21 protein-coding genes are annotated in these 24316 nt (G+C 65.3%); 10 read left to right on the top strand and 11 right to left on the bottom strand.

Translation table 11 applies throughout. The features are described from left to right. Nucleotides 1–10: 10 nt before the first annotated feature. The 4 genes from rarD to U741_RS0104540 are packed head-to-tail and all read right to left on the bottom strand — an operon-like array spanning nt 11 to nt 3840. Nucleotides 11–970, bottom strand: a complete 960-nt coding sequence (gene rarD, locus U741_RS0104555; RefSeq protein WP_052378969.1) for an EamA family transporter RarD — start codon at nt 968–970, stop codon at nt 11–13. Nucleotides 971–985: 15 nt separating this feature from the next. Beyond that, nucleotides 986–2011 (bottom strand): NADPH-dependent curcumin/dihydrocurcumin reductase, encoded by a 1026-nt coding sequence (curA, locus tag U741_RS0104550; protein WP_029889305.1) that lies wholly within the window; start codon nt 2009–2011, stop codon nt 986–988. A gap of 34 nt (nt 2012–2045) precedes the next feature. Beyond that, nucleotides 2046–2993, bottom strand: coding sequence for a LipP1 family hormone-sensitive lipase (lipP1, locus tag U741_RS0104545; protein WP_029889304.1), 948 nt, complete (start codon nt 2991–2993; stop codon nt 2046–2048). A gap of 43 nt (nt 2994–3036) precedes the next feature. Further along, nucleotides 3037–3840, bottom strand: coding sequence for a glucose 1-dehydrogenase (locus U741_RS0104540; RefSeq protein WP_029889303.1), 804 nt, complete (start codon nt 3838–3840; stop codon nt 3037–3039). Nucleotides 3841–4074: 234 nt separating this feature from the next. Between U741_RS0104540 and U741_RS18230 the strand changes: the two genes are divergently transcribed. Further along, nucleotides 4075–5253 (top strand): OmpA family protein, encoded by a 1179-nt coding sequence (locus tag U741_RS18230; protein ID WP_052378495.1) that lies wholly within the window; start codon nt 4075–4077, stop codon nt 5251–5253. Between the two features lie 66 nt (nt 5254–5319). Here U741_RS18230 and U741_RS17665 read toward each other — a convergent pair whose 3' ends face one another. Together U741_RS17665 and U741_RS0104525 are read right to left on the bottom strand one after the other, a co-directional pair. Continuing rightward, complete coding sequence (locus U741_RS17665) at nt 5320–6306, bottom strand: WD40/YVTN/BNR-like repeat-containing protein (protein ID WP_084154658.1); 987 nt, start codon at nt 6304–6306, stop codon at nt 5320–5322. A gap of 38 nt (nt 6307–6344) precedes the next feature. Next, a complete protein-coding gene (locus U741_RS0104525) occupies nt 6345–9020 on the bottom strand; it encodes a winged helix-turn-helix domain-containing protein (RefSeq protein ID WP_029889300.1) in 2676 nt (891 codons plus the stop codon). A gap of 226 nt (nt 9021–9246) precedes the next feature. Here U741_RS0104525 and pepN point away from each other — a divergent pair, with 226 nt between their 5' ends. Together pepN and U741_RS0104515 are read left to right on the top strand one after the other, a co-directional pair. Beyond that, nucleotides 9247–11811 (top strand): aminopeptidase N, encoded by a 2565-nt coding sequence (pepN, locus tag U741_RS0104520; protein WP_029889299.1) that lies wholly within the window; start codon nt 9247–9249, stop codon nt 11809–11811. A 248-nt stretch (nt 11812–12059) separates the two neighbouring features. Beyond that, entirely contained in the window at nt 12060–12683 is a 624-nt protein-coding gene (locus U741_RS0104515; RefSeq protein WP_029889298.1) for a DNA-3-methyladenine glycosylase family protein, read from the top strand. On the opposite strand, the gene U741_RS0104510 is transcribed toward U741_RS0104515, so the two are convergent. Next, entirely contained in the window at nt 12671–13558 is an 888-nt protein-coding gene (locus U741_RS0104510; RefSeq protein WP_084154657.1) for a sterol desaturase family protein, read from the bottom strand. The two genes, U741_RS0104515 and U741_RS0104510, sit on opposite strands and share 13 nt — an antisense overlap. 112 nt (nt 13559–13670) lie before the next feature. Between U741_RS0104510 and U741_RS0104505 the strand changes: the two genes are divergently transcribed. Next, nucleotides 13671–14672, top strand: coding sequence for an AraC family transcriptional regulator (locus U741_RS0104505; protein WP_043110191.1), 1002 nt, complete (start codon nt 13671–13673; stop codon nt 14670–14672). Here the strand turns inward: U741_RS0104505 and U741_RS0104500 are convergent. Continuing rightward, the gene (locus U741_RS0104500; RefSeq protein ID WP_029889295.1) at nt 14665–17190 is read right to left on the bottom strand and encodes a PAS domain S-box protein; all 2526 of its coding nucleotides are present in this window, start codon (nt 17188–17190) and stop codon (nt 14665–14667) included. The two genes, U741_RS0104505 and U741_RS0104500, sit on opposite strands and share 8 nt — an antisense overlap. 176 nt (nt 17191–17366) lie before the next feature. On the opposite strand from U741_RS0104500, the gene U741_RS0104495 reads away from it, so the two are divergent. The 4 genes from U741_RS0104495 to U741_RS18220 are packed head-to-tail and all read left to right on the top strand — an operon-like array spanning nt 17367 to nt 20153. Next, nucleotides 17367–18560, top strand: a complete 1194-nt coding sequence (locus U741_RS0104495) for a phosphotransferase family protein (protein WP_043110190.1) — start codon at nt 17367–17369, stop codon at nt 18558–18560. Continuing rightward, on the top strand, nt 18560–19039 hold the full coding sequence (locus U741_RS0104490) for a hypothetical protein (protein WP_029889293.1): 480 nt from the start codon (nt 18560–18562) through the stop codon (nt 19037–19039). Before U741_RS0104495 ends, U741_RS0104490 begins: the two co-directional genes overlap by 1 nt. Next, on the top strand, nt 19036–19536 hold the full coding sequence (locus tag U741_RS18225; RefSeq protein ID WP_052378493.1) for an Rv3169 family protein: 501 nt from the start codon (nt 19036–19038) through the stop codon (nt 19534–19536). Before U741_RS0104490 ends, U741_RS18225 begins: the two co-directional genes overlap by 4 nt. 2 nt (nt 19537–19538) lie before the next feature. After that, nucleotides 19539–20153 carry an Rv3169 family protein gene (locus tag U741_RS18220; RefSeq protein ID WP_052378492.1) on the top strand — a complete coding sequence of 205 codons (615 nt, stop codon included), beginning with the start codon at nt 19539–19541 and terminating at the stop codon, nt 20151–20153. Here U741_RS18220 and U741_RS0104480 read toward each other — a convergent pair. Next, nucleotides 20117–20743, bottom strand: a complete 627-nt coding sequence (locus U741_RS0104480) for a TetR/AcrR family transcriptional regulator (protein ID WP_161776116.1) — start codon at nt 20741–20743, stop codon at nt 20117–20119. The two genes, U741_RS18220 and U741_RS0104480, sit on opposite strands and share 37 nt — an antisense overlap. 132 nt (nt 20744–20875) lie before the next feature. On the opposite strand from U741_RS0104480, the gene U741_RS0104475 reads away from it, so the two are divergent. Then, the gene (locus tag U741_RS0104475) at nt 20876–21763 is read left to right on the top strand and encodes a TIGR01777 family oxidoreductase (RefSeq protein ID WP_029889291.1); all 888 of its coding nucleotides are present in this window, start codon (nt 20876–20878) and stop codon (nt 21761–21763) included. 19 nt (nt 21764–21782) lie between these two features. After that, on the top strand, nt 21783–22595 hold the full coding sequence (locus tag U741_RS0104470) for a glycosyltransferase (RefSeq protein WP_152551491.1): 813 nt from the start codon (nt 21783–21785) through the stop codon (nt 22593–22595). Here U741_RS0104470 and U741_RS0104465 read toward each other — a convergent pair. Continuing rightward, a complete protein-coding gene (locus U741_RS0104465) occupies nt 22586–24145 on the bottom strand; it encodes a cryptochrome/photolyase family protein (RefSeq protein WP_029889289.1) in 1560 nt (519 codons plus the stop codon). The genes U741_RS0104470 and U741_RS0104465 overlap by 10 nt on opposite strands. Continuing rightward, the gene (locus tag U741_RS19940) at nt 24123–24269 is read right to left on the bottom strand and encodes a DUF2256 domain-containing protein (RefSeq protein ID WP_084154653.1); all 147 of its coding nucleotides are present in this window, start codon (nt 24267–24269) and stop codon (nt 24123–24125) included. Before U741_RS19940 ends, U741_RS0104465 begins: the two co-directional genes overlap by 23 nt. Nucleotides 24270–24316: the final 47 nt, after the last annotated feature.

Genomic DNA, 24316 nt, shown 5'->3' with positions numbered 1-24316 from the left:
TTCGCAGATCCTAGGACGTTCTCGGTGGCTCGGCGGTGGCGTCCACCGCGTCGGCACATTGAACCGCCGTCACCGTGGCGCGGCGGTGCCGGCCCAGACCGTCTGCGGCATAGATGGCCAGTGCAATCCAGATCAGTGCAAAGCCCACGCCCTGTGAAAACTCGAAGGGCTCGGCAAACAGCAGCACGGCGGTCAGCAGCTGCAAGGTCGGCGCCAGGTACTGCATGATCCCCACCGTCGACAGCGGCACCCGGCGCACGCCAAAGGCGAAGCTCATCAGTGGAATGGCGGTGAAAATGCCGGCGCCGATGAGCAGGGCATCGATCGTCAATCCCTGCGTAAAGAAAGCCCCCGTTTCGCCCAGCCATAGCAGATAGCCCAGGGCGAACGGGGCCAGCAGCAGGGTTTCGACATGCAGTCCGGTGATGGCATCGACTTCGACCCGCTTCCGGATGAAGCCGTAAAAGGCAAAGCTGAAGGCCAGCGCCAGCGCGATCCACGGCAGCCGCCCCACCCAGACGGTCAGCCAGATCACCCCGGCTGCGGCGACCCCCACCGCCAACATCTGCCAACGGTTGAGTCGCTCGCCCAACAACAACACGCCCAGCCCGACGCTCACCAGCGGGTTGATGAAGTAGCCCAGGCTCGCCTCCACCACCTGGCGTTCGGCCACCGCCCACACGTAAACAAACCAGTTCACCGAAATCATCAGCGCCGAGGCCAACAACCACGCCAGGGCGCGCGGTTGGCGCAAGACCGCGACCACCCGCGTCAACTGCTGCTTGAACGCCAACAGTGCAAAGGTAAACAGGCAGGCCCAGACCATGCGGTGCACCATGATCTCGACCGGCGACACGCTGTCGAGTGCGCGCATGTACAACGGCAAGGTGCCCCAGATGAGGAAGGAGATCGCGACCGCTATCAGGCCGCGGCGCGAATCCTCGGCGCTGGGTGGGTGGACGGGGGTCATGCCATCACGCGCCAATCAGTCGGCAACCTTGATCACCAACTTGCCAAAGTTGTCGCCGCGCAGCAGCCCCATGAACGCCATGGGCGCGCGCGCGAGGCCTTCGATGACGTCTTCCTGATAGCGAACTTTGCCTTCGGCGATCCAGGCCTGCATGTCCTTGAGAAAATCCGCGCGCCGACCCAAATGGTCACCAACGATGAAACCCTGGATGCGAATCCGGTGAATCAACGTGCGCATCATCAGGTTGGGCAGGCCGCTGGCGACCGAATCACTGGTCTGGTTGTACCAGGCGACCAGCCCGCAGACCGGCATCCGCGCGCGCAGATTCAGCAGCGGCACCACCGCATCGAGCACCTTGCCGCCGACGTTCTCGAAATACACGTCGACACCGTCCGGGCAGGCACTCGCCAGATCGGCCGCCAGCCGCTCCTCGGCGTAGTGGTTGATGCACGCATCGAAGCCCAGGGTGTTGACCGCCAACTCGCATTTCTCGGTACCGCCGGCCACGCCGACCACGCGACACCCCTTGAGCTTGGCAAGCTGCCCCACGGTGGCGCCGACCGGGCCGGTGGCTGCACCGACCACCACGGTGTCGCCGGCCTTGGCCTCGCCGATGTCGAGCAGGCCGACATAGGCCGTCAGGCCCGGCATCCCCAGCACACCCAGGGCCCAGGACGGATGGGCCATGTCGGGGGGCAGCTTGACCACGCCCTCGGGGGCCACAGCCGCCACTTCCTGCCACCCGGTGAAGGCAACGACGCTGTCACCCACGTCAAAGTCGGTCGACTTGCTGGCCAGCACCCGGCAAACCGCCGCACCAGGCATGGGCTCGCCGATCTCTGCTGCCGGGGCGTACGAGTGCCCCGCGTTCATGCGGCCGCGCATGTAAGGGTCCAACGACAGCCAGCGCGTCTGCAGCAGCAGGCCGCCGGGCGGCGCGACCTGCGGGCAGGGCACTTCTTCAAGACGGAAATTGTCGGGCGACGGCGCGCCATTGGGACGCGAGGCGAGCACGACGCGGCGGTTGGTGTTGGGAATCATCCCGCCACTTTATTCCACGCTGTGTATCGGCGGCTCATTGCAGACCGGCCTTCAGCTCCAGCGCGAGGGCCGCAAGGGCTTCACCGGCTGCAGGAATCGCACCGTCCAGCGAGAACAGGCCGTGAATCTGGTCGGGCAATTCGGTAAACGTCACCGGTACACCCGCCCGCTTTAGGGCTTCGGCATAACGCACGCCGTCGTCGTGCAGCGGATCAAAGCCACACACCAAGACGCTGGCAGGCGGCAGACGTTTGAGCTTGGGCGCACGCAGGGGCGAGGCACGCCAGTCGGTGGCGTGGCTCGGGTCACTGAGATAGTGACCGAGGAAATAACGCATCAAATCGCCGGTCAGGAAGTACCCCTCGGCATTGCGCCGGGCGCTCTCGGTCTCGCCCGCCATGTCGGTCACCGGGTAGATCAACACCTGATAGGCGATTTTCGGCGCCTCGGCGTCGCGGGCCAACAGGCAAACCACGGTGGCCAGGTTGGCACCCGCCGAGTCGCCGGCCACCGCAATTCTGTTGGCATCAATCTTCAGTTCGGCGCTCTTCGCGGCGGCCCACTGGGTGGCGGCAAAGCAGTCGTCCACCGCTGCCGGAAACGGCGCCTCGGGGGCCAATCGGTAGTCGACTGACAGCACCGCACAGCCCGCCCGGTTGGCCAGTTGACGACACATGGGGTCGTAGCCCTCGAGATCCCCGATGACGAAGCCACCCCCATGAAAGTAAAGACACAGCGGCAACAGCTCTTCAGGCACCGAGCCGTGGGGTCGGTAGTAGCGTGCGGTGATCTCACCCGCCGGACCGGGCAGGCGCAGGTCGCGCGACTCCGCCACGGGCTCGGGTTTTGACTGCAGCATCTTCAAGCCCGTCGTGAACGCGATACGGGCGTCGGTGGGCGACATCTGGTCCATGGTCGGCTGGCCAGAGGCCGCCATCAGGTCCAGCACTTGCTTGGCCTGCGCATTCAAGGGAGTGCTCATTGCGTGTCGCTCCTGCAGAAGAAAAAATTGGGTTTGCTGCCCATTAGGCTGCGGTGAAGCCGCCGTCAATGACCAGTTCGCTGCCGGTCATCCACGAGGTGGCGTCCGAGGCCAGATAGATCACCGCACCGGCGATGTCGGACGGCGTGCCGTAACGCCCGAGCAGGTGTGCGGCCTTGATATCGGCTTCAGCGCTGGCGTAATCGGGCGCCAGACCGAGGTTGACGAAATCCTGAATGAAGCCGGTACCCATCTCGGTATCGACGATGGCCGGATGAATCGAGTTGACGCGAATACCGGTGCCCAGCTTGGCGAGCTCAACCGCTGCCGCCTTGGTCATGGTGCGTACGGCCCCTTTTGAGGCGTGATAGGCGATGTGCGCGGGCGTGCCGACAATGCCGGCCACCGACGACAGGTTGACGATGGATGCGCCTGCCTTCATCACCCGTGCGGCATGCTTCATGCCCAGAAACACGCCGGTCACGTTCACATCCATCAGGCTGCGAAACGCCTCCACCGTGCATTCGGTGAGCAGCGCGGCGGTTTCCACTCCCGCGTTGTTGACCAACACGTCAAGACGACCGAAGTGTTGCTGGGCAGCGGCCACGGCGGCGACCCACTGGTCTTCGACGGTGACATCGTGGGCGACGAACACCGCTTTGCCGCCCTGGTCACGAATACGTTGGGCCGTGGCCTCGCCAATGTCGGTCAGCCGGTCGGTGACCAGCACTGAGGCGCCCGCGCCCGCCAGCGCTTGGGCCACGGCCGCGCCAATGCCACGGGCGGCGCCGGTTACCAAGGCCACCCGGCCGTCCAGTCGAAAACGGCTCAAGGTGTCTCTACTCATGGGGTCTCTCCGAAAGATTGTTTTGTCCGCCTGATGCCGGGCGGTGTGTTGTTTTGATTTCAACGGTAGGTCGCCACCTGGGTCAGAGCCACCACCCCGAAGGGTAGTGAGCGCCGCCACCCTGTGTCAGACTTTGCTGGCAAGAGCACTGCCGGGTCCCCAGCGTCGCCAATTTAATGACGAGCAGACCGCGCAGGCCACGAAGGACCTTTTTAGTTCAACGAGGGAGTTTTCATGCAGATCCAAAAACGTTTGGGCATTACGCTCATCGCGCTCATGGGCGCCGCCACGATGGCAAGCGCACAAAGCGGCGGCAACGCCAGTGAGATTGAAAAATGGGGGCGCCCGGTGTATGTGGCGCCCATGGCCACTTTCACACTCGACGACCACGACCGCGCCACCCGCAACGGTTATGGCGCCAGCCTGGCAGTGGGCACTCGCCTGTTTTCCTGGCTCGCGGTTGAAGGCTATGGCGCTTACACCGGCTACACCGACGACAGCAAGCTGACCGGTGACGCCAGCACCAAGGCGCTGTCGGTGGGCGCAAATCTGTTGGCCTTCCCGTTGTCCGGCAACTTCAAGAACGCCTATGTGCTGGCCGGCGCCGGCTATCACGACGTCAAGGACCAGCCCAGCGCGACCGGTGGCGGCACTTTCGCTTTCCAGGATTACGACTCGCCGATCTATGACCTCGGCATCGGCATCCTCTACGGCCTGGAAATGTTCAACACGCCGTATGCCCTGCGCTTCGAAACCAAGTACCGCTACGACGACCACGGTGATCGCAGCCTGGGTATCGACAACCCCAGCAAGTTTGAAGAATTGGCGATCAGCGCCGGTGTGATGATTCCGCTGTTCTACACCGAACCCACGCCGCCGCCGACCCCGACGCCAAGCCCGACCGTGGTGCCGCCGGCGTCGCAAGCCGACTCGGACAACGACGGTGTCAACGACGATGTCGACCAGTGCCCCGACACCCCGCCCGACACCAAAGTCGACAGCGCCGGCTGCCCGATTCCGCAGTGCGTGCCCGTCGGCGAGAACGGCGACATCGTGCTCGACGGTTGCAAAGTGGGCGACGTGGTGGTGCTGCAGGGTGTCAAGTTTGATTTCGACAGCGCCCGACTTACCGAAAACGCCAAGTCGATTCTCGACCGCTCGGTGGAGGCGCTGAAAAAGGCGTCTGACATCAATGTCCGAATCGAAGGTCACACCGACAACTACGGTGAGAACGCTTACAACCAGGAGCTCTCGGAGCGCCGCGCCACCGCCGTGGTCAAGTACCTGACCGATGCCGGTATCGACGCTGCACGTCTCGAAAGCACGGGCTTTGGTGAAGACCGCCCGGTGGCCGACAACGACACCGACGAGGGTCGCGAAGAAAACCGCCGGGTAGAACTCCGGGTTCGGTGATCAGCATCACGCAGTAACGTGCACAAAAAAGCGCCCTCCGGGGCGCTTTTTTTGTTCGCCAGCCGGCTAATCGAACTGCAAGATGCTGCCGAAATGACCGACCGCCAGCGGGCCTTTGGCACCGGGCAACCACGCCACGCCGCTGAACCAGCCGGTCGCGATGTCGAGTCCCTCAAGCAGCGTCCATTCGGCGCTTCCTGCCTCGCGCACCATGACATTACGCATGCCCGCCATCACGGCCGCGCCGTCATCGGCGTGGTCTATCGCCAGCAGATTGGCGTCGGTCGGTGCGGGCAGCATCTTCCACGATGTGCCGCCGTCATCGGTGCGCATCAGCGTGCCCTGCTGACCGACCGCGTAGCCCCCGCCATCAGCGGCAACATCGATGGCGAACAATATCGGGTCCACCCCATCTTCGCGGCTGCCGCCGGCGCTCACCACGTCGAATGACCCACCGCCGTCGACCGAGCGCAGCACCAGCATCATTTCGCCAACCACGTGGGCGGTGCCATCGTCGTCAATCTGGACGTCGTAAAGGGTGGGCTCGAAGAACCCGAGCCGACCGACCGGATCGTTGAACATGCCCTCCCAGGTCGGCGCCGCCGAGACCCACTGCGCGCCCTTGTCGGTAGACCGCAGCAGGGTGCCGAAGCCACCGACCACCATCGCCACACCCTGCGCATTGAGATCCACCGCAAACAGCCGTTCCCGGGTGTCTGTCTCGACCTGGGTCCATTCACCGTCGCCACGCCGCACGAGGATGGTCCCCATTTGGCCGACGGCGATGGCCGTATCGCCCTTGAGCACCACGCCGATCAACGCCAGCCGCGTCGGCGAGGTCTGCGGCGTCCAACTGCGGCCGCCATCGTCGGTCGCCAGAATCTCGCCACCGGCGCCCACGGCGAGGCCGCGCTGGCCGTCGAACGAGACCGAGAACAGGGCTTGATGTTGCTGACCGCGGACCACCTCGGTCGGGGTCAGAGCCTGCAGCGACGACATGAAAAGCACACCGCCAAGTCCACAGGCCAGTGTCACGACACGTAAAACATTCATCGATTTCGAGACTCGGGTTAAAAAAAGGGGCCAGAAGATCAGGTGATCAGACCGCGTTCGCGCGCCGCGGCAATGGCCCGCAGACGATTGTCGACCGCCAGCTTGGCGTAGATGTTCTTGAGGTGAAATTTGACGGTGTTTTCCGACACCGTCATCTGCCGCGCCATCTCCTTGTTCGAAGCGCCCATGGACAGCAGCATGAGAATGGCCTGTTCACGTTCGGTCAGGCCTTCCAGCGGTGCGCGGTCACCGCCATCGGCGCCCGGGTCGCCGCCGCAGGCCGTGACCAGCCTTGCAAGGTAGCCGCCGTGGCGGACCAGGCACGGCGGCGGCGCGTGGTGAAGCCTGAGCAAAAGCGGCAGCAACCGCCGCCCGTATTCGACGAAAAGTCGGATCAGCCCACCGGGCGCGGCCAATTGCAGGGCCTGCACCAGACTGTTCTGCGCCGCCGCCTCGGAACCCGCCTGCAGATGCCAGGCAATCTCCAACAGCTTGAGGCGAATCTGTCGGTAGACGCGGCCACCGGCCTGCTCGGTGGCTTCGTGCAGGCGCCGCGACGCGCGGTCGAGCTGGCCCAACTGAATCATCAGGCGGATGTCGCCAAACCGCGCCTCGCCCAGTTCGTCGGCAAACAGCACCCACGGCTGCGGCGGCCCGGGGTCCGGCGCAATGTTGGCAATCAGTGACTGCGCGTATTCGTGATGCCCGGCCGCCAAGGCTCGGGCGGCACGCTCCCAGCCCACCAGACGCATCAGACGCGGCCACCCGCTGGCCTGGGCCACCTGCTCAAGTGCGTCGAGCTTGTCCTGCGCCGCCTGCCGCCGGCCGCGGGCGGTGTCGATGCGCGACATGGCGATGAACGCCACGGCGGCAAAGTCCAGCAAGGTCGACTCGGCAATCATGTCCTGATGCGGCATGAACAAGGCCTCGGCGGCATCGAGTTCGTTGGCCTCGTAAAGCGCCCACACGTGGCAGGCGGTCATCGCCGCCGAAGCCAGCATGCGGTCCAGTCGCGCCGGAGATTGCGCTGCCGCCGCGTCGAAGGTTGCGAGCGCGCCTTGCAGGTCGCCCTGAAGCATCAGGCTGATGCCGGTCACGCCCACCTCGTAGCCGCCGCTGAACGGCGCGACGCCGCGCTCGGTATGGCGCCGTGCGTAACCCAGCGCCACGCGCGCGTGCTCGAAGTCGCCCAGCGACAGGGCACGCACCCCTTGCAGATTGGCGGCGGCGGCACGCTCGAAGGCGTCGAATCCGGACTCGTCGACCTTCTCGATGTCGACCCGCTGGGCACGGCGAAAAGCCTCGGCGACGTTGTCGGCAGAGATCGCCGCCATCGACAAGACGATTTCAGGCTGGATACGGCCCTCCAGTTCCATGCGCAACAGTGCGGCGTGAATCGGGCTGAAGGCTGCGCGTCGCCGCAGAAAAACGTAGGCGTAGGCGACCTTGATGGTCAGCGTCGGCCGCGCCGTGATCTCGGCCAGCGGTAGCTGTTGCGCCCAGCGCTCGAGGGTGATCAGCTGGCCTTCGGCGACCAGCGTGCTGCCCCATTCGTCGAGCATGTCGGCGGCCAGCCCGACCTCATTCGCCGCCAGTGCGTGATGCACGCCCTCGGCCCACATGTGCTCGGCGGCATACCAGCGCGCGGCACGCAGGTGGACCTCACGTGCCACCTCAGGCTGGCGCGCACTGAACTGGTCCGACAGGCATTTGGCAAACAGTCCGTGGTATTTGAACCACTGCAGGTCAGCGTCCAGCGCGCGCAGAAACAGCCCGTTGCGCTCCAGTTGCTCGAGCAGGACCTGGGCGTTGGCAACACCGGTGATCTCGGTGCACAGCGGCGCGCTCAAGCGCGGCAGCAGCGCGGTGCGCAGCAGAAAGTCCTGAAGCTCGGGCGACTGCAGTGCCAACACGTTTTCGGTCAGGTAGTCGGCCAGTTCGCGCGGCTGGCCACTGACGTCACGCTCCAGCTCGCTGCGCACGTTGAGGCGGTTCAGCGACAGCCGGAACAACTGCAGCGCAGCCGGCCAGCCTTCGGTGCGGCGGTAGATGGACTCCAGTTCATCCGGCCGCATCTCCAACTCGCGGGCAGAGTCGAAAAAGGCACGGGTCTCGTCCCGCGAGAAGCGCAGCATGTCCGCCGACACCACCCACGCCCGGCCGTCAACGATCAGTCGCGACAAGCCCACTTCGGGCACCGAGCGGGTGCCGAAATAAAGCGTCACATTGTCGGGCAGGTATTCCATCAACTCGCGGAAAAACTGCAGCAGCAGTGGCGACGTGACGGTCTGCAACTCGTCCAGAAACAGGGCGACAGGCCGATCGAGACTCGCCAGTTGCGCGATCATCCCGTCGACGTGTCGCCGCACGCCGCTGGCGTCGCTTTCCGCTGCAACGGCGCCATCGAGCTGCTGGATCAGGCTGCGAAAACAGGCGAAGAAGCGCCGCGGCTCGTTGTCGGCATCGTCCAGCGTCAGCCACGCGGTCGACACGCCGCGTGCCTCGCAGGCCTGCTTGATCTGCAGCAGGGTCGTCGATTTGCCATGCCCGGCGGGGGCCTGCAGCACCACAACGCGCGCATCGCCGGCCGCGGCCAGACCGTCCAGGACGCGCGCGCGCGGCACCATGGTCGGCAGGGCGCGCGGCGCAAAATGCTTGTGGGCGTGAATCGCAAGCCCTGCGGGGGTCGGGGCGCTGGCCTTCTTGCGGGTCATTGAATCGGACGGCCTCGGTCAAGCGTGTCTTGCACCGCCCGGCCTGCCAGCGGCGGCGCGCCAACCGGACGGTTCGACTGCAGGCAATGGGCTGACGCCACGGCGGTTCCTCACGCACAAAACGGATTTCAATTCATCATGGCGCGCTGGCGCCGCTTTTCGGCCATTTTGGCGCCAATTCACCCGTTCCTGCACATTGCCCACCGCTATCGACCGGAGACGCCGCATGATTCACCGCCGTACCGACTACCTTCCTCCCGCCTTCATCGTCGAGCAGGTCATGCTCGACGTGCACGTCGCGGCGCAGACGCGGGTCACGGCGCGCTTGTCGATGCGGCGCGCGCCCGACGTCGCTGCCAGCCCCGGGTTGCGCCTCGATGCGCGCGCCCTGACGGTGCAATCGGTGGCGCTCGATGATCAGGTTCTGGACCCTCGGGAATGGTCGTTGTCCGAGACCGAGCTGTGCATCTCCAGGGTGCCCGACACCTTCACCCTGACCACCGTGACACTGCTCGCACCCGAGGCCAACACCGCGCTGGAGGGTTTCTATCAATCCGGCCCCATGTTCTGCACCCAGTGCGAAGCGCACGGCTTTTCGCGCATCACGCCGTATCTCGACCGGCCCGACGTGCTGTCCAAGTTCACCGTGAGACTGCAGGCCGATGCCAGGCGCTTTCCGGTGCTGCTGGCCAACGGCAACTGCATCGACAAAGGTCCGCTTGGAGACGGCCAGCACTTTGCGGTGTGGGAAGACCCGTTCGCCAAGCCCTGCTACCTGTTCGCCATGGTCGCCGGCGATCTCGCCCGGGTGGCTGACAGCTACCGTGCCGCCGATGGCCGTGACATCGCGCTGGAGTTTTACGTCGACCACGGCAACGAAGACCGCGTTGATCACGCCATGGCCTCGCTCAAGGACGCCATGCGCTGGGACGAAGAGCGCTTTGGTCTGGTTTACGACCTTGACGTCTACATGGTCGTCGCCGCACGGGCCTTCAACATGGGCGCGATGGAAAACAAGGGCCTGAACATTTTCAACGCCGCCTACGTGCTGGCGACGCCCGAAACCGCCACCGACGAGAGCTATCACGCGATCAGCGCGGTCATCGCCCACGAGTATTTTCACAACTACACCGGCAACCGCGTGACCTGCCGCGACTGGTTTCAGTTGTCGCTGAAAGAAGGCCTCACGGTGTTCCGCGACCAGCGTTTCAGCGAAGACCATCTGGGCGGCGCGGTGCAGCGCATCGAGCAGGTGCGCATGCTGCGCGCTGCGCAGTTTCCGGAAGACGCCGGCCCCACCGCGCACCCGGTGCGGCCCGACGCGTATCAGGAGGTCAACAACTTCTACACCGCGACGATCTACGAAAAAGGCGCCGAGATCGTCCGCATGCTGCACACCGTGATCGGGCCGGATGCCTTCGCCAAGGGCCTGCGCCGCTATCTCGCCGAGCAGGACGGCAAGGCCGCGACGATTGAAGACTTTGTTGACGCGCTGAGTGCCGCCGCAAGCACCGACCTGACGCCCTTCCTCGCCTGGTATGCGCAGGCCGGCACACCGCAACTGCGCCTCACCCGCGCCTGGGATGCCACCACCCGCAAACTGCTGCTGCGCTTCACCCAGCACACGCCGCCCACGCCCGGCCAGCCCGACAAGCAAGCGCTGCCGATCCCGATTCGACTGCGGCTGCGGACCCAGCGCGGCCAGGTCGTGCCGCTGCCGCCGCACGCCGACGCGCTGGGAGACGAGCTGATCCTGATGCGCGGCGAGGCGCTGACGCTGGAACTGGACGCCGACGATCCGCTGCTGCCCAGCGTGCTGCTGGGCTTCTCGGCGCCGGTCAAGCTGCTGGCCGATTATTCGCTGGCCGAGTTGCAGGGCATCGCCGCCTTCGAGAGCGATCCGTTCGTGCGCTGGGACACGCTGCAAACCCTGCACGCCCGCGCCCACGCCGGGCTGATGGACGGCGACCGCAGTGCCCTCCACGCGCTGCTCGCCGCGCTGCAACGGGTCGCCGCCGAACCGGTGGACATGCCCATGCTCACCGCGCACCTGCTCAGCTTGCCGGGCATCGCCTGGCTGTGGGACCAGTACCGAGAAGTGCACCCCCAACGCTTTCTCGACGCCTACGCGCAACTGGGCAGGGCGATTGCCGAGGCCCTGTGCGGGCCGCTGTCGGTGTGGGCGCCCAACGCGCCGATCACCGCCGACCACGCCGGGGAGCGCGCGCTCAGCAACGTGGCGCTGGGCTATCTGGCGCGGCTCGGCAGCGACAGCGTGCAGCGCATGGCCGACGAGCGCGTGGTGGGGCCCAACATGAGCCTGTCGATTGGCGCCTTGCGCGCACTGACCCACCACAGCGACGCCGCGGTACCGGCTGCGGCCATGCAGCGTTTCGCCGCGCGTTGGCACGAGGACGCGTTGGTCATGGACCGCTGGTTTGCGCTGGCGGCCGGGGGTCCGCAGGTCGATGCTGCGGCACTGGCGGCGCTGATCGATCATCCGCAGTTCGACTGGCGCAACCCCAACCGGGTGCGCGCCGTGCTCGGCAGCTTTGCCAGCGGCGCCCTGCAGGGCTTTCATACCGAGGCCGGTTACCGCGCCTACGCCGACGGCATCGCCAAACTCGACACGCTCAACCCGCAAACCGCCGCGCGGCTGCTCAAGCCGCTGCTGGGTTTCAAGCGGCTGGCCGAACCGTGGGCCGCAACACAACGCCAGGTCGTCACCGAGCTGCGCGCCAGGGTGCAGTCCACCGACGCACGCGAGTTGCTGGATGCGGCCCTGACATGACCGGCGACCAACGGTCGCCGACCGATGCCCCTCTCCCGCATCGCGGGAGAGGGGAGGACCCTCGGCGGATGCCGAGGGTGGGGAGAGGGCGCGCCGCAGGCGCGGGGGACTCTCAGTGATCATCCACCGTCACTTAGGCCGAGATTCGCGGGTGAACCCACCACGGCGCCCTTCGGTCGCCGCCCTCTCCCGACCCTTCGGGCCACCCTCTCCCGCATGCGGGAGAGGGGAGCAGGACTGCATCACTCATGACACCTGATCTGCTGCGCGCCGCCGACACCCACCTGCGCGCCATCGACCCGGTGATGGCGGGCCTGATTGACCGCTATGGCCCTTGCGGCCTGACGGTCAAAACCGGCTCGCCGTTCGAGGTGCTGGCAGCGGCCATCATCAGCCAGCAGTTGTCGAACAAGGCCGCAGGCACCATCCAGGCGCGCGTCGTGGCCTTGGTCGGCAGCCTCACCGCCGAGGCGCTGGCGGTGGCCGACAAAGACGCGCTGCGCGCCTGCGGCCTGTCCAACGCCAAGGCGCGCTGGTTGACGGCGCTGGGGCAGGCGGTGGTGAGCGGTACGCTGGACTTCAACGCCATCGCTGCCATGGACAACTTTGAGGCCATTCGCACGCTGGACGCCCTGCCCGGCATAGGGCCGTGGACCGCCGAGATGTGGCTGATCTTTGCCCAGGGCCGCGAAGACCTGTTCTCGATGGGCGATGTCGGCCTGCGCAATGCGATCAACGCGCTGTATGCCGGCGGCGAAAAGCTCGATGAGCCCGCCACCCGCGCCATCACCGACCGCTGGGCGCCGTACCGCTCCTGCGCAAGCTGGTATCTGTGGCGGATGACGGATGCCGCCGACAGCTACTGGGGCTGAACGTCATCCGGCCGCTGCCACTCAGGCGGCGCCCACAGGTGCTTCACGCGTAACCACAGCGGCCCGGGGCGGCGCACGTCGGCGAACATGTCGCGCCACTCGTGAAACATCATTACGAAGGGATTGCGGGTGTGAATCTGCCGGACGATGCCGTAGTCGCAGCGCTCGGTCTCGGGCACGAAGGTGCCGAACAATTTGTCCCAGATGATCAGCACGCCGGCGTAGTTGCGGTCGATGTACTGCGGGTTGCGGGCGTGGTGCACGCGGTGATGCGAGGGCGTGTTGAACACCGCCTCGAACCACGCCGGCATTTTTTTGACGCTCTCGGTGTGCACGAAAAATTGATAGGCGAGGCTGATCGCCACCGCGAGGATCACCAACTCGGGCTTGAAGCCGATCCACGCCAGCGGCAGCCAGAACAGCCACATGCCGGAAATGGGATAGGTGAGGCTCTGGCGCAACGCGGTCGCCAGATTCATGGTTTCGGACGAGTGGTGGGTGACATGGCTGGCCCACATCCAGCGGATGCGGTGACTGGCGCGGTGAAACCAGTAGTAGAAAAAGTCCTGCAGCACCAGCAGCAGAATCAGGCTCCACCCCGTGGCCGGAATCTCGAACAGCCGCACCTCGAAAAGCGCGTAAAACAGCCCAATCACCAATAGCCAGGCGATGCCGTCGGCCACCGAATGGCTGACCGCCAGCAGGGTGTTGGTGCCCACCTGCTCGACGCTATAGGTCTGGGCGCGGCGGCGTTGCAGGTGCCTGGCCTCGACGGCCATGAACACGACGAACACCGGCCCCATGAGCAGCAGAAAGACTTTTTCGACGCCCAGCGTCTCAATGGCTTGCCACGCTTGGAGGATGACCTCGGGCATTTTGCTGACTCCTCAGCTTGCTTTTTGATGGCGCCAGTGTGGCGCGCAGCCGGCTTGCAGACTTGCCGCCATGCGCGCATATTTTTGACAGATCACGCCACCCGAAAGGTCGATGTCCGGATTCGTTGCCAGTGCCTATGTGCGCGTGCTGATCAGCGTTCTCGATCGCGAGGGGCTGCGCACGCAAGACCTTGGGATCACCCTGCCTGACGCGGCCGACCCGCTGTCGAGAATACCGGTGCAGTTGTGGGGCGACTGGCTGGCGCGCGTGGCCGATCACCTTCAGCGCCCCACGGTCGGGCTGGACATTGGCCAATGCATCGCCCCGCACCACTTTGGCGTGCTCGGCTACGTGACCCTGCACTGCGCGACCCTGGGCGAGGCCTTGCAGCGGCTGCAGCAATACGAACGACTGGTCTACGCGGTCAGCCCCGTGCAGGTGAGTTTCGAGCGCGACGCGGTGACCCTGCGCTGGGGCCAGGAGGCCGGGCGCCCCGGCGCACTGGTCGATGAAACCGCGCTGGCGGCGCTGATCACCTACGCCCGCAACCTCACGGACTCGGCGCTCAATCCGCTGGCGGTGGACTTCGTGAACCCGGCGCCGGCCGACCCATCACCCTACCCACGCTTCTTCGGCTGCCCGGTGCGCTTTGCGCAGGCCCACACGGTCGTGCGGTTTTCGTTGACACAGATCAGCCTGCCGCTGCGCCAACCCGATCCGCACCTGCGTGCCCTGCTCGACGACGAAGCCACCCGCCTGTTGCAACAGTTACCGGCCACGTCAGCCGTGGCCAACGAGGTGCAGACGGTGTGCGCAAAGTTGTTGCCTGACACTTCGCCCCGCCTCGACACCGTGGCGCGAAGCCTGCACCGCAGCCCCCGCACCTTGCAGCGGCAACTGCAGCAAGACGGCCTCCAATTCCAGACCGTGGTCGACGACACCCGCCGGCAACTCGCCAACGGTTATCTGCAGGACCCCCACCTGACGCTCACCGACATCGCCGGCCTGCTGGGCTATGCCGAGCAGTCCGCCTTCACCCGTGCCTATCGACGCTGGACCGGCTCGCCGCCGAATCGCGCACGGCGCAGACACCCGGGCATTGACATCAGTTAGCCGCGGCAACCGTCCGACGCTCAGGAGGCAGCGCCGCGCGGTTGCCGGTCAACACTTCGCCGTCAATCACCGCCCGCCCACGACCGAAGGCTTTGGCCTCGTAGCAGGCCTGATCGGCGCGGCTCAGCAATTGGCTGGTGTCCAGCGTGCCGTCGATGGCGGCCACACCCATCGAGACCCCGAGCTGATAATCACAGCCCGCCACACTGACCCGAAGCGTCGCCACCGCCCGGATCAAGCCCTCGGCAATTCGGGCCACCTGTTGCAGTGGGCAATCGCGCAAGATCAGCCCGTACTCATCACCGCCCAGTCGGGCGAACAGGTCGGCCTGTCGCAGCCGGGCACGCATGCGTCCGGACACGTCACGCAGCACCTGATCACCGACCAGATGTCCACATTGGTCATTGATGCGCTTGAAATAGTCGAGGTCGAGCAGTAACAGGTAGTGCTCGCCCTGCCGCGTCAGCGCAACGCGCCGCACGGCATCCAACTCGGTGACGAAGCTGCGGCGGTTAGGCAGCCCGGTGAGCGCGTCGTGATTGGCCTGGTGTGCCAACTGCAGCACCAGTTTGCGCGTCGCCGACACGTCGCTGAAGACAAACACCGCGCCAATCAGTTGGCCGTGCAGGTCGCGCACCGGCGAACAGGCTTCTTCAATGGGCACCTGGCTCTGGTCGCGCAGGCACAGGGTGGTCAAGCTCGAAAATTCAGTCGGCATCCCGTCGCGCAACACACGTTGTACCGGCGAGTCGATGGCGCCGCCGTCACGTTCGGAAACCAGTTGGAACACCCGGTCGAAGGGCCGCCCCAACACCTCGAGCTCGACGGCCTTGAGCAGACGCAGCGCGGTGTCATTGACGAACGTGATCTGGCCCAGCAGGTCGGTACGGACCACGCCGTCGCTGATCGACGCCAAAGTGACCTGCGCCAATTCCTTCTCTTCCTCGAGCGCCGACTCGGCATGGCGCTGATCGGTGAGGTCCTGAATCTGTGACAGAAAGCATTGCGGTCGCCCCTGATCATCCCGCACAAGGGAAACATCAAGCTGGCACTGGATCACCCGGGCGTCGGCGCAAAGGTAGCGCTTCTCCATTCGGTAATGCGGCGCCTCGCCGGCCAACAGCCGCTCGACGTGCGCGATGTCCGTGTCCAAATCATCAGGATGGGTGATGTCCTGAAACGTCATGCCCTTCAGGACTTCGTTGTCATAGCCCAGCATCTCACTGAGCGCGTCATTGACCTCAATCCAACGGCCGTCGAGACCGACGATGGCGGTGCCGATGGGCGCGTCGTCAAACGCTGTCCGGAACAGCCGCTCCTTGACGCCCATTGCCCGCTCGGCGAAGACGCGCCCGGTCACGTCATGGCCTTCGGCGACCAGATACGCAATTTCGTTACGCTCGTCGCGCACCGGCTTGACCGAGAAATCGATGATGTGGGTCATTGACTCGGCGCCGCGGATGTCCATTTGCTGGCGCACGAACTCGCCCTGCGCGGCGCGGTGGATGGCCCGCTTGACGCTCGTCCTTGTCGCGTCGTCGAGATCAAACCAGTGGCACTCCCAGAACGCCTTGCCGATCACCTGTGCGGCGTTCAGCGCTGCAAACCCCAGCGCGGTGTCGTTCACCTCAAGCAGGATGCCGTCAGGCGACAGCAGCCCGATGTACTGGTAGGTGGAGTTGAAGATCGCCTGGTAGCGGGCATTGACCTGGTTGGCCACGTCTTCCAGAAACTTGCGCCGGCTGATGTCGGTGTGGGTGCCGACCACGCGCAGCGGCTTGCCGTCTGCGGTGCGCGACATCACCTTGCCGCGGTCAAGAATCCATTTGTAACTGCCGTCCTTGCAACGCACCCGATGCTCGTTGATATAGCGGTCAGAGCGGCCCTCCAGGTGCGCGTTGAGATCGGCCCAGCAGGCGTCACGGTCATCCGGGTGCAGGCGGCTGTCCCACTCGTCGAGCGTATTGCCGACTTCATCCTCCGTGTAGCCCAGCATCTGTTTCCATTGCGGCGAGAAGTAAACGGTCTCGGCCTGCATGTCGCAATCCCAAACGCCCAGACCAGAACCTTCGGTCGCCAAGCGCCAGCGTTCTTCAAGCTCTGCCAGCCGCTCTCGCAGCATCTGTGCATGGGCCTCGGCGCGGCGACTGCGGTCAATGTTCTGAATGGTGCCGGCGACCCGAATGATGCGGTTGTTGTCGCGCTCGGCCGCGCCCGTGACGCGCACGAACAGTGGACGCCCACTCGTCGTCACCAACTCAGCCTCCATATCGAAGGCCGTGCCGTGGTCGCGCGCGGCGACCAAGGCCTGCATCACCAGTGGCCGACTCGCGTCGGTATAGACCTTGACCGCGCCATCCAGCGCGGGCGGCGCCCCTTCGGCGGGCCACTCCAGCAGGCGGCGGGTCCCGGGCGACCACCACACCGATGGCGTTTCGCCCAGGTGCATCACCCAGGTGCCGGACAGGGTCGCGTGCTCGAGACTGGCGAGTGCAGGCGTTAGGCTCAGGATGTCCATCGGCAACACTCGGGCATGCGGGACAAAAGCATGACCAGTCGCGTACGCCGCGCAATGAGGTGAACTGCAGACGGTGCCAACGGCCCGCCAATCGGCATCGCGAAGGCCACTCACTAAATATAGACACAATGTCTTCTTTTAGGCAAACTACTCAAAACGTGCACATGAGGAGTGCCATGAACCGCATCGACAAGCGGTATTTCAGCGACGCGCAGATTGCCGCCATCCGCTGTAAGTGGACGGTGGAACGTACCATTGATGAGTGCCTGACCCGCAAGCTGGAGCGCCGGCGCGGTGACGATTACGCGCTGCCCGCCCTGCCTGATCTCACTGCGCGCCTCAGCGCCTGGATGCAGGCCGAGATCAGCCCCGGTGCCTACGCCGAAAATCTGAAACGCATTCCCGGCGGCGGCTCAAAGGAGATGTTTTTCTTTGACCTGGTGGACGGCAACCAACGCCAACGCCGGGTGCTACGCATGAACCCCGGCGAGTCCATCGTCGAGACCCACCGGCTGCGCGAGTTTCAGGTGATGAAGGCAATGCACGGCGTCGTGCCAGTGCCGGAGATGATCTGCGTCGATGCCGACGGCGGCCGCCTCGGGCAGTCGGCGCTGGTCTGCGGTTTCGTCAGCGGCGTGGCCAAGTCGAAGCGGCCGGTGAAGGGCGGCAGCGTCAGCGGTATTGGCGTGGGCTTTCCCGCCGAACTGCGGGCGCCGTTGTTCGAGCAGTTTGTTGATCACCTTGCCGCCATTCATCGGTTCGAATGGCGTGGCGCGGCGCTCGAAGCCTTCGATGCCCCCACGCCCGGCACCACCGAAGCGGTGCTGTGGAACCTCAACAGTTGGCGCCGCATCTGGGAAGAAGACAGCCTGGAAGACCATCCGGTCATTACCCTGGCGGCGCAATGGTTGGCGGCGAACGCCCCGGTCTGTGACGACGTGCGACTGGTGCACAACGACTATCGCAACGGCAACTTCCTGTTCGATGACGACAGCGCGCAAATCACCGCGATTCTCGACTGGGAAATGGCGCATCTGGCCGACGTGCACGAAGACCTGGCCTGGGTGCTGTTTCCCGGCTTTGCCTCAGCCGACGACAACGGCGCGCCGCTGGTCTGTGGTCTGGCACCGCGCCAGGACTTTCTGGCGCGCTACCAAGCGGCGTCGGGCATCACGCCCGACCCGGCACGCTTGGCCTACTACGAGATCTTCAACACCTTCAAGCTGGCCGTGCTGGGCACCGCCAGCAACGCCCGCGCGGCCGCCGACCGGCAGAGTCATCTCGACGTGATGATGAATTTCAGCACCGGCCTCGGCTACGTCACCCTTTCACTGCTTGCCGCCCAGTTGCGCGGCCAAGGAGCGCTCTGATGCAACCGCTCGTCAAACAACATCTCGACAGCCTGCGCAAAGTGCTGGCCGAGGTCGTCACGCCCGCGCTGGGCGACAACCCCTTCGCTGCCGAACAGGCCGGGCTCATTGCCGCCTCGCTGGCCCTGCTGGCCGAAGTGCAGCCCTATGAGGACGATTACCTGCGGCAGGAATACGCGGACCTGGCCGCTACCCGCATGCCGCTGGGGCTAAACCCTGTACCCACATGCCCGACACACCGGGACGCGCTCGCCGAAGCGGTTTGGCAGCTCAAGGCCGAGCAACACGCGCGGCTGGACACCCTCGCTGCCGAGCACGGCGGCGCGCTGCCCGACGCCCTGCGCGAAACGCTGGCGCCACAACTTGATCGTCAGCTTGCGCGCGAAGCGTCATGGTCCCGCCTCACCGGCTTCAACCCTGCCGGCGCGACGCTGCCACCCATCGCCGACGTGCTGGCCGCGCAGCGGAGCGGCTCATGAGCACCCAGAGCAACCTGCTCAGCCCCGCCGACGAATACCCCATTCACCAGACGCCCGAACCCATCGCCGTCTGCGGCAGCGACCCCAACTTTTACGACCGTTTCTGGTTCAACGCGTACTCGGCCGATGGGCAATCACTGGTCGCGGTGGCCATGGGCCTATACCCCAATCTCAACGTGCTCGATGCGGCGGTGTCGGTGATCCACGACGGCGTGCAGCGCAGCGTGTTCGCCTCGCGGCTGCTGAACCTGGACCGCATGGCCACCGAGGTTGCGCCCATCAAAGTGGAGATTCTGGAGCCACTGAACAAGCTCAAGGTCACGCTCGCGAAGAGTGAACATGGCCTGTCGGCCGAGCTGGTGTTCGCCGGTCGCGCGCCGCCAATTCAGGAGCCGCGCTTCACCTGGCGCATGGGCACGCGCACCATCATGGACCTGACACGGATGAGCCAGAGCCTGACCTGCGAGGGCTGGATTGAGGTCGCGGTGAACGGCTGACCGTGTCCGGTTGGCGCGGCACGCGGGATCGCTCGTGGGGCGTTCGCTCGGTGGGCGGCGCCAATCGCAATCCGTTCCCGCCCGAAATGAAGCCCCAGTTTTTCTGGCTGTGGAGCCCGTTCAATGGCGATGATCATCTGTTCTATTTCCACACCAACGACAACGCCGACGGCCAGCCGTGGAACCGCTCGGCGGTGCTGACGGCACTGGACGGCAGCGACCCGCAGCCGGTCACTGACCTGACCATGGACCTGCGCTTCAAGTCCGGCACGCGGCACCTGTCATCGGCGCGCTTCGCCGGAAAAGTCGCGGACGGTCGCGAGGTTAGATTGACCCTCGAACCCGAGTGGAACTTCTACATGCGCGGCGTCGGCTACGGCCACACCAGCTGGGGCCACAGCGCCTATCAGGGCCCGCACGCGACGCATTACGAGGAATATCGTGTCGCCGACGTTGATGAGGCTCAGGCCGACACCAACCACATTCAAGCCGCCTGCAAGGCGGTGCTGACCACGCCCGATGGCGTGGCGCATCAGGGCCGGGCAATGCTCGAACAACTGATCATCGGCGAGAGTCAGCCTTACGGCCTCAAGGACCTTTTCGACCTGGCGCCATGAGTCGGCACGGCATCCACAAATATCGCCCGCGCGCAGATGTGGGCGAGCTGCTCCACCGTTCGCGTCCGCTCGGCGTCATTCATCTGTGCCACGAAGCGCGAGCAGTAAAGCTCAATCAGCCAGGTGAGCAGATCGGCCATTGCATCATCCGCGAGTGCAGCCGCCGTGCCTTGTGCCTGCGCACGCCGCACACCGCGGCGGCTGGCCTCGCACAGACGCGACATCATGTCGTGGTGCAACGCGGCCACTTCGGTATCAAACGGCGCCGTCGCCGCCACCGCCGCGAAGATGGCCTGATGCCGTCCGAAGGCCGCGACGATGCCCGTCAGCGCCGTTCTCACCTGCCCTGGTGAGACCGGGCCGTCGCCTTCGAACCATTCACCGCCACTGGCAACCACATCGTCCGAAATGCGCGACAGCCAGCGCGCCACCAGCGCCGGCTTGTCCTTGAAGTGGGTGTAGAAGGTGGCACGTGCAATCCCCGCTTCGGCCACCAAGGCCTCGACGGACACCGCCGCGAACGGCGTGCCCTGCGCCAGTAGCCGCTCCATCGCCGCCAGCAGGCGCGCCTCAATACGCGGACCCGACACGGCACGCGGTGGGCGGCCGGGTCGGCGGCGAGGTTCTGGAATCGCGGCGCTCATACGCACAGTGTAAGTCCCGGAAAACCCGGCCACGCCCGAATTGCGTAACGTACTCACATCCGACCTTCGAGCCATTGCATGAACGTTCTCGTCACCGGCGGTACCGGCTTTATCGGCACGGCCCTGCTGCCTGCGCTGCAGGCGGCCGGACACACCGTGACCGTGCTGACACGCAATACGCGCCAGGTCAGACTGCCGAGCGGCGTTAAGCCCATCGAGCGGCTCGACACGTTGGCCACAGCGCCGGATGCGCTGATCAATCTGGCGGGCGAAAACCTTGGCGGTCGCCGCTGGTCGGTGCGCAGCAAACAGCTTTTCGTCGACAGCCGCATTGGCACCACGACCCGACTTCTCGATGCCATCAAACGCTGGCCGACACCGCCCAAGGTGCTGGTCAGCGGCTCGGCCATCGGCAGGTACGGCCCACGCGGCGATGAGGTGTTGACCGAAACCAGCGCCCCGGGCGACGGCTTTGCCGCCGAGCTGTGCGCCAAGTGGGAAGCCGTGGCCAACGCGGCCGAAACCCTGGGCGTGCGCGTCGCCTGCGTGCGCATCGGCATTGTGCTGGGGTTGCCGGGCGGCGCGCTGGGGCAAATGCTGCCGCCTTTCAAGCTTGGCCTCGGCGGTCCGCTGGGCAGCGGCCAGCAGTGGATGAGCTGGGTGCACCGCGACGATCTCGTCGCCTTGATGCTGCGGCTGGTCGAGGACGACAACCTGCGCGGCGCCTTCAACGGGACTGCGCCCGAGCCCGCCCGCAACACCGACTTCACCCGCGCGCTGGGACGCGCCTTGAAGCGTCCTGCCATCCTGCCGATGCCAGGTTTTGTACTGCGCACGCTGGTTGGCGAGATGGCCGATGAACTGCTGCTGCAAGGCCAGCAGGTCCGGCCCGAGCGGGCGCTGGCGGCAGGCTTCACGTTTCGCTATCCGACCCTGGATACAGCCCTCGCAGAAGTGCTGAAGTGACCGGACCCAACGCCCTGCCATGAGCCTCAAGAGGACCCTCAACGCCTGGAAATGGGCATGGCGAATGCGCCGGCTCGAAGCACGCTGCGCGCCCATCGTGCGCGGTCTTGAGGCGGCACTGGCCAAGGCGCCAAAGCACATGCCGGTGCTGATCATTTCGTACAACAATGCGCGCTACGTCGAGAACACCGTCGCGCAGTTGTCACGGTTCGGTGTCAACCCCATCGTCATCGACAACCGCTCCACCGATGCGGCATCGCGGGCGACCTTGCAGGCACTGCGCGATGCCGACGACGCCACGGTCATTTTTTCGACGCACAACTTCGGCCACATGGTGGGCTTTCTGGAACCGGTGTATCGCCGTTTGCCCGAGGTGTTCGCCTACACCGATCCCGACCTGCAATTCTGCGACGCACTGCCCGATAATTTTCTCGACGTGCTGACCGAGCTGACCCACCAATACCGGGTGTACAAGGTGGGTTTCGCGCTCGACATCAGCGATGAGGCCGCGCTGTCAGACACCCGCTTCACCCTGTCGCAATACCGCCCGCTGACCATCGAGAAGCCCTACACCATCCGCAGCTGGGAATCGCAGTACTGGCGGATGAAACTCGACCATCCGGGCTTGGCCCTGTACGTGGCGAAGATCGACACCACCTTCGCGGTGTACAACAAGGCGCACTACCACGGCGATTTCTTCGAGGCGCTGCGCATCGCAGGCGATTACCGCGCGCTGCACTTACCGTGGTTTCCGGCCAAGGATCTGATGTCGCCCAAGCAGAAGGCGGAGTATCTGAAGCACAACAAGTCGACCAACTGGGTTCAGCGCTGACGGGCTGAACCCGACCATGATTCCCGCAACGCCCCGGCCTGCGCGCGAATCGCATCACGCTCGGCATCGTCCAGCCGGGCCAGATTGCGAATCTGCATCTTCAGCCGCGGGTGGTCGGCGAAACGTTCTTGGTGACGGCCCAGGAAGTCCCAGTAAAGCGTGGTGAACGGGCAGGCGTCGGGGCCGGTCTTCTGCGCAGGGTCAAACCGGCACCCGGTGCAGTAATTGCTCATGCGCTGGATGTACTTGCCCGATGCCGCATACGGCTTGCTGGCCATCACGCCGCCGTCGGCAAACTGGCTCATGCCCAGGGTGTTGGGCGCCTCCACCCATTCCACCGCATCGACGTACACCGCCAGATACCACTGGTGCACTTCGCGCGGGCGCACACCGAACAGCAGAGCGAACAGGCCGGTGACCATCAGCCGCTGAATGTGATGGGCGTAGCCGTGCTTGAGCGTGTCGCCGATGGTTTCCGAGAGACAGCGCATCTCGGTGTCACTGGTCCAGTAAAACGCCGGCAAGGGCTGTTCGGCACCCAGCGCGTTGTCGTCCAGATACCCCGGCATGCGGTGGAAATACAGGCCGCGCACGTACTCGCGCCAACCGAGAATCTGCCGCACGAAGCCTTCGACCGCCGCCAGTGGCGCGGTGCCGTCGCGATGCGCGCCGATGGCCGCCTCGCAGACTTCGCGCGGGTTGAGCAGCTTCAGGTTCAGCGCCGCCGACAGCCGCGCGTGAAACAGCCATGGCTCGCCAATCCACATCGCATCCTGATGCGTGCCGAACTTGGGCAGCCGCACGGTGATGAAGTCATCGAGGGCTTCAAGGGCTTCGTCGCGGGTCACTGGCCAGTCGAAGGCGTCCAGTGCCCCGGGGTGATCGGCGTAACGCGTGTTGACCGTTTCGATCACAGCGGTGGTGATCGCATCCGGCGGGAAGCGCAGCGGCGCCGGCACCACGCCGGGACCGTCCTTGCCAAAGGCTTCGCGGTTGTCGTGGTCGAAATTCCACTGCCCGCCGACCGGCTCGCGGCCGTGCATCAACCAGCCGGTGCGCTGGCGCATGAGCCGATAGAAGTGCTCCATGCGCGGCTGCTTGCGGCCGTCCATCCACGCGGCAAAGTCGGAGAGCGGGTTGATGAAGTGCGTATCGGCCCGCTGCTCGAACGCCACGCGCGCCGCTGCGCAGGTGTCCGCCAGTTCGCCCCACAACCGCCATTCGCCGGGCTCGACCACGATGACCCGCTCCGGCCTCAGCGTTGCCAGGTCGGCGGCGAGCGCGGCCGCCAGCGTGGTCTCAGCATGATCGCCAGTGGTGCGGTAGTGCACGGTCCAGCCGCGATCACGCAGGGCGTCGGCGAAGTGGCGCATGGCCGCCAGAAAGATCGTGATGCGCGCCTTGTGACTCCACACGTACGTGGCCTCGGCAGGCACCTCGGCCATCCAGATGGCGTCTTCGGCAGGGTCGAAGCCGTCGAAGGCGGCGCTGTCGTCGTCGAGTTGATCGCCCAGCACGATGACCAGATTACGCACGCGGCACCTTTCCATTGCGGCAGGCGTCCGAGCAGAACTTCACGTCATGCCAGACTTTTTCCCACTTCTTGCGCCACGTGAAGGGTCGGCCGCAACGGGCGCAGACCTTCTCGGGCAAATTCGGTTTGTGGTGCGCCATGCGCTCATCATGCCGCGCCGCGCGTGCCAAGACTGGGGCAGACACAA

Source organism: Polycyclovorans algicola TG408 (genome assembly GCF_000711245.1).
Classification (GTDB): domain Bacteria; phylum Pseudomonadota; class Gammaproteobacteria; order Nevskiales; family Nevskiaceae; genus Polycyclovorans; species Polycyclovorans algicola.
This window is presented reverse-complemented; position numbering and strand designations above follow the sequence as displayed.

Bases quoted from the DNA above. Each gene is read 5' to 3' on its own strand.
- rarD (WP_052378969.1), bottom strand. From the start codon at position 970: ATGACCCCCGTCCACCCACCCAGCGCCGAGGATTCGCGCCGCGGCCTG.
- curA (WP_029889305.1), bottom strand. From the start codon at position 2,011: ATGATTCCCAACACCAACCGCCGCGTCGTGCTCGCCTCGCGTCCCAAT.
- lipP1 (WP_029889304.1), bottom strand. From the start codon at position 2,993: ATGAGCACTCCCTTGAATGCGCAGGCCAAGCAAGTGCTGGACCTGATG.
- U741_RS0104540 (WP_029889303.1), bottom strand. From the start codon at position 3,840: ATGAGTAGAGACACCTTGAGCCGTTTTCGACTGGACGGCCGGGTGGCC.
- U741_RS18230 (WP_052378495.1), top strand. From the start codon at position 4,075: ATGCAGATCCAAAAACGTTTGGGCATTACGCTCATCGCGCTCATGGGC.
- U741_RS17665 (WP_084154658.1), bottom strand. From the start codon at position 6,306: ATGAATGTTTTACGTGTCGTGACACTGGCCTGTGGACTTGGCGGTGTG.
- U741_RS0104525 (WP_029889300.1), bottom strand. From the start codon at position 9,020: ATGACCCGCAAGAAGGCCAGCGCCCCGACCCCCGCAGGGCTTGCGATT.
- pepN (WP_029889299.1), top strand. From the start codon at position 9,247: ATGATTCACCGCCGTACCGACTACCTTCCTCCCGCCTTCATCGTCGAG.
- U741_RS0104515 (WP_029889298.1), top strand. From the start codon at position 12,060: ATGACACCTGATCTGCTGCGCGCCGCCGACACCCACCTGCGCGCCATC.
- U741_RS0104510 (WP_084154657.1), bottom strand. From the start codon at position 13,558: ATGCCCGAGGTCATCCTCCAAGCGTGGCAAGCCATTGAGACGCTGGGC.
- U741_RS0104505 (WP_043110191.1), top strand. From the start codon at position 13,671: ATGTCCGGATTCGTTGCCAGTGCCTATGTGCGCGTGCTGATCAGCGTT.
- U741_RS0104500 (WP_029889295.1), bottom strand. From the start codon at position 17,190: ATGGACATCCTGAGCCTAACGCCTGCACTCGCCAGTCTCGAGCACGCG.
- U741_RS0104495 (WP_043110190.1), top strand. From the start codon at position 17,367: ATGAACCGCATCGACAAGCGGTATTTCAGCGACGCGCAGATTGCCGCC.
- U741_RS0104490 (WP_029889293.1), top strand. From the start codon at position 18,560: ATGCAACCGCTCGTCAAACAACATCTCGACAGCCTGCGCAAAGTGCTG.
- U741_RS18225 (WP_052378493.1), top strand. From the start codon at position 19,036: ATGAGCACCCAGAGCAACCTGCTCAGCCCCGCCGACGAATACCCCATT.
- U741_RS0104475 (WP_029889291.1), top strand. From the start codon at position 20,876: ATGAACGTTCTCGTCACCGGCGGTACCGGCTTTATCGGCACGGCCCTG.
- U741_RS0104470 (WP_152551491.1), top strand. From the start codon at position 21,783: ATGAGCCTCAAGAGGACCCTCAACGCCTGGAAATGGGCATGGCGAATG.
- U741_RS0104465 (WP_029889289.1), bottom strand. From the start codon at position 24,145: ATGGAAAGGTGCCGCGTGCGTAATCTGGTCATCGTGCTGGGCGATCAA.
- U741_RS19940 (WP_084154653.1), bottom strand. From the start codon at position 24,269: ATGGCGCACCACAAACCGAATTTGCCCGAGAAGGTCTGCGCCCGTTGC.